This is a genomic window from Nonomuraea sp. NPDC050404, assembly GCF_040655495.1.
Taxonomy (GTDB): Bacteria; Actinomycetota; Actinomycetes; order Streptosporangiales; family Streptosporangiaceae; genus Nonomuraea.
Window position 1 is genome coordinate 1 of sequence record NZ_JBFAKB010000075.1, and the last position, 3,701, is coordinate 3,701.

General features: G+C 35.3%; 5 protein-coding genes. 4 read left to right on the forward strand and 1 reads right to left on the reverse strand.

Going from position 1 to position 3,701, the window contains the following annotated elements:
• Positions 1–179: 179 nt before the first annotated feature.
• Positions 180–1,478, reverse strand: a complete 1,299-nt coding sequence (locus AB0I81_RS63755; RefSeq protein WP_014017385.1) for a polysaccharide deacetylase family protein — start codon at positions 1,476–1,478, stop codon at positions 180–182.
• 168 nt (positions 1,479–1,646) lie between these two features.
• On the opposite strand from AB0I81_RS63755, the gene AB0I81_RS63760 reads away from it, so the two are divergent.
• From AB0I81_RS63760 to AB0I81_RS63775, 4 genes are all read left to right on the forward strand, one after another.
• A complete protein-coding gene (locus tag AB0I81_RS63760) occupies positions 1,647–2,327 on the forward strand; it encodes an IS6 family transposase (protein WP_351763757.1) in 681 nt (226 codons plus the stop codon).
• Between the two features lie 204 nt (positions 2,328–2,531).
• Positions 2,532–2,843 carry a DUF6442 family protein gene (locus AB0I81_RS63765; RefSeq protein WP_349221543.1) on the forward strand — a complete coding sequence of 104 codons (312 nt, stop codon included), beginning with the start codon at positions 2,532–2,534 and terminating at the stop codon, positions 2,841–2,843.
• Entirely contained in the window at positions 2,840–3,055 is a 216-nt protein-coding gene (locus AB0I81_RS63770) for a helix-turn-helix transcriptional regulator (protein ID WP_101913440.1), read from the forward strand. Before AB0I81_RS63765 ends, AB0I81_RS63770 begins: the two co-directional genes overlap by 4 nt.
• Positions 3,056–3,326: 271 nt before the next feature.
• A partial coding sequence (locus AB0I81_RS63775; RefSeq protein WP_360680612.1) for an IS6 family transposase occupies positions 3,327–3,701 on the forward strand: 375 nt, incomplete at its 3' end.

The window sequence follows — 3,701 nt, forward strand, 5'->3', positions numbered from 1 at the left end:
TCCACGATGACCAGCGTCGCCACCCGTTCGCCCAGCTCCTCCAGCCGGGCCGCGAGGGCGCAATATTATAGTTTGACTGGGTATAGACCTTATAAGCGCCTGTTTTACGCATGGTATGCGTTCCTAGATAGTTAATTCCTACTTATTGTCGGCGGAGCTGGACGCTTCTTTCACAACCTCTATCCTCGATCTTTTTGGTCATACACTTCTTTGACGTTGATAAATTGATCAAGTATTGGATTTTCTCCTTTTAGGTCAGCTTCGAAACGGATACCGTCAATATTGATTCTGGCGTTACGGTAGTAGTCAGTTCCTAGTTGTCCCCATGCAGGAGTTGAGGCATCGACATTGCAGAAGATATCAAATCCTTGTTGTTTCAAGTAAGCAAATTTTTGATTTGCTTCAGAATAAGGTTGCCAATCGCTGATGTCAGCGCCAAATGGGTAGATCAAAATATTTGTTTTGCCTAAAATAGGTGCAACTTCATTTTGCCAACGTTCATTATCTTGTTGGATATCGGCTAAAGAAGCTTGTGTCATATTCAAGTGTCCCCAAGTATGAGAAGCAAAACTCCAACCATCTTTCTTTAATTGATCAGCAACTTTTTTGGCTGCTTCGATTTCTTTGTTTGTTTTTTCGTTATCACCATATTCTGATTTTGATGTACGGTAACCTAATACACCATTATAGCCTGTTAAAGCTAATGTTCCTTTGGCGCCTTGATAAGAAAAATCGGGATGTTTTTTAATGAATGAATCGATCAATGGAACCATATCATAGTCACCAACAGTTTCCTTCTTATTGTCGATATAAATATTCTTGATTTGGTTCTGTTTATCGACAATCAACTTACTTGGAAATCCTGAATTGTCCATGTATTCATAATAGCTGACATCGTCTTGCGAAAGAATTAACGGTTTCTTTCCTTCTGGAAGAGAAACACCTGTAAAGGTCAGTTTTCCATCTGTTCCTTTTTTGACTAATCCATTTAGATTAACAAGAACATAGTTATTTTTATATAACTGATCAATGGTTTTATTGAATTCGGAAATAGTGACCATATAATCTTTATACCCTTGTGCTTGCTGGGTATGAAAAGCCTTAGCTGGATCAACAATCAGACTATGAAAGAAGACGTGTGAGATTTTGGTCGGGTCTTCCCATTTTACCAAGGATTCTTTTTCTTTTTTCAAAGTTGCTAACAATTGTTGCGCTTCTTTGGCGTCGTCTTTTTCAAGTAAGGCGATGGCTTCATCATAATGATAACTTGCAGCAAGCTGTTTTGCTTGATCAAGCTGTTTCGTCGTTTGTTTATCTTCAACAGGTTTTGAGCTGCTGCTTGAGTGTTGAGTTGTTTGACTAGTGTTTTCTAATTTATTGTTTGTTACTGCTTGTGTAACAAAAAAGATACTTACACCTAGAATAATAACAGTGCATACAGAAGTGACAGCCAATATGATTTTGTGTGTATGTTTCATTTTATCGTCCCCTACTACTTTTTGATTTCAAAAACCCCCGTAAGCTTTTCTTAACCTTTTGAAAAACTTCCCATAACCATTGTAACGAATATAGGGTTCTGTTGCAAAGTTTTAAATCTACTATCAAATAAGGTAGAATAATAGAAAAAGATAGCAGGAGGAATGACGATGAATCATTTTAAAGAAAAGCAATTTCAGCAGGATGTGATTATTGTAGCCGTGGGCTACTATCTTCGTTATAACCTTAGCTATCGTGAAGTTCAAGAAATCTTATATGATCGTGGCATTAACGTTTCTCATACGACGATTTATCGTTGGGTGCAAGAATATGGCAAACTACTCTATCAAATTTGGAAAAAGAAAAATAAAAAATCCTTTTATTCATGGAAAATGGATGAAACGTACATCAAAATCAAAGGTCGTTGGCATTATCTCTATCGTGCAATTGATGCGGATGGATTGACTTTAGACATCTGGCTACGCAAGAAACGGGATACTCAAGCTGCTTATGCGTTCTTGAAACGACTACATAAACAGTTTGGTCAACCAAGAGTAATTGTCAAGGATAAAGCGCCCTCTATTGGTTCTGCATTTAGAAAGTTACAGAGTAACGGTTTATATACTAAGACAGAGCATCGAACCGTGAAGTATCTCAATAACCTCATTGAGCAAGACCATCGACCAATCAAACGACGCAATAAATTTTATCGAAGTCTACGAACTGCCTCAACCACGATTAAGGGCATGGAAACAATTCGAGGAATATACAAAAAGAACCGAAGAAATGGAACGCTCTTCGGATTTTCGGTATCTACTGAGATTAAGGTCTTAATGGGAATATTAGATTAAGAACAAGAAGGATTATAAACCTTGTATTTGATTTTTAAACTTTGCAACAGAACCAATTATATGATTGAGAGCTTCTTAATTTTTTACGGACTTTTCATACTTTGTTTTTGACAAGTTTACTTATATCTTTAACAAGTTTGCTTATATAGTTGACAAGTTTACTTGTAAAGTGTTATACTTTATTCATAGAGAGGAAGAGAAGAAATGAATAATAAGAAGATTTTACAAATGGCACAACAAGAAAGTCAAGATGAGGGTAAACTATCGAAGTGGAGAAATATGTCAATAGTACACTATATTATGTTGTTACTTGCTTGGCTGTTTATTTTCACAATTAGGTTGCTAAAAAATGAATCTATAGACGATTTGTTTTTTATGTTATTACTTTTGGCTTTGGGACATGAAATATATCTGTTCAAAAAGAAGAGGTCGATGACTAACATCATAGTAATTGTAGTATTATTAATTGCTGTTTCTGTGATGGGCTGGAATTTAATGAGTGGAATTTTTAAATGAGGGATAAAGGAAAACTTGAGTTAAAGAATAGGTTAAAAGTGGCTCGTGCTGAAAAACAAATAAACCAGAGTAATTTGGCTAAAATTGTTGGTGTTTCGAGACAGACAATTAGCAATATAGAAACCTATGAGTACGTTCCATCTGCTAAATTAGCATTATTACTTTGTATAGCGTTGGATATAGAATTTGAAAAATTATTCTATTTTGAGTAGTGAAGACTTAAGTATATTAAAACGACTTAGGTCTTTTTTATTTTAGGGGCGCAAATGTCAGAGTTTGCGTTCTTATATTAGTGAAATAGCAAGGAGAGTCTTTATGCAAGTAACAGGAAAAACTAAAACTGGTGAGGAAAAACAGTTGACAGTTGAAATTCGTGATGTTGAAATCGTGAAACCTAAGATTGAGAAATCGGTTCTGTTGCAAAGTTTTCTGATAAGTCTATTTTAGTGTAAAATGAATAAAAATGACAGCGAGGATATATCAATGAACTATTTTAAAGGTAAACAATTTCAAAAAGATGTGATTATTGTCGCTGTTGGTTATTACCTGCGTTACAATCTAAGCTATCGTGAAATTCAAGAACTCCTTTATGATCGTGGGATTAACGTTTGTCACACAACTATTTATCGTTGGGTACAAGAATACGGTAAAGTCCTCTATCATCTCTGGAAAAAGAAAAATAAAAAATCCTTTTATTCATGGAAAATGGATGAAACGTACATCAAAATTAAAGGAAAATGGCATTATTTGTATCGAGCCATCGATGCAGATGGTTTAACCTTGGATATTTGGTTACGTAAAAAACGGGACACACAAGCAGCCTATGCTTTTCTTAAGCGGTTAGTGAAGCAGTTTGAT

Bases quoted from the DNA above. Each gene is read 5' to 3' on its own strand.
- AB0I81_RS63765 (WP_349221543.1), top strand. From the start codon at position 2,532: ATGAATAATAAGAAGATTTTACAAATGGCACAACAAGAAAGTCAAGAT.
- AB0I81_RS63760 (WP_351763757.1), top strand. From the start codon at position 1,647: ATGAATCATTTTAAAGAAAAGCAATTTCAGCAGGATGTGATTATTGTA.
- AB0I81_RS63755 (WP_014017385.1), bottom strand. From the start codon at position 1,478: ATGAAACATACACACAAAATCATATTGGCTGTCACTTCTGTATGCACT.
- AB0I81_RS63770 (WP_101913440.1), top strand. From the start codon at position 2,840: ATGAGGGATAAAGGAAAACTTGAGTTAAAGAATAGGTTAAAAGTGGCT.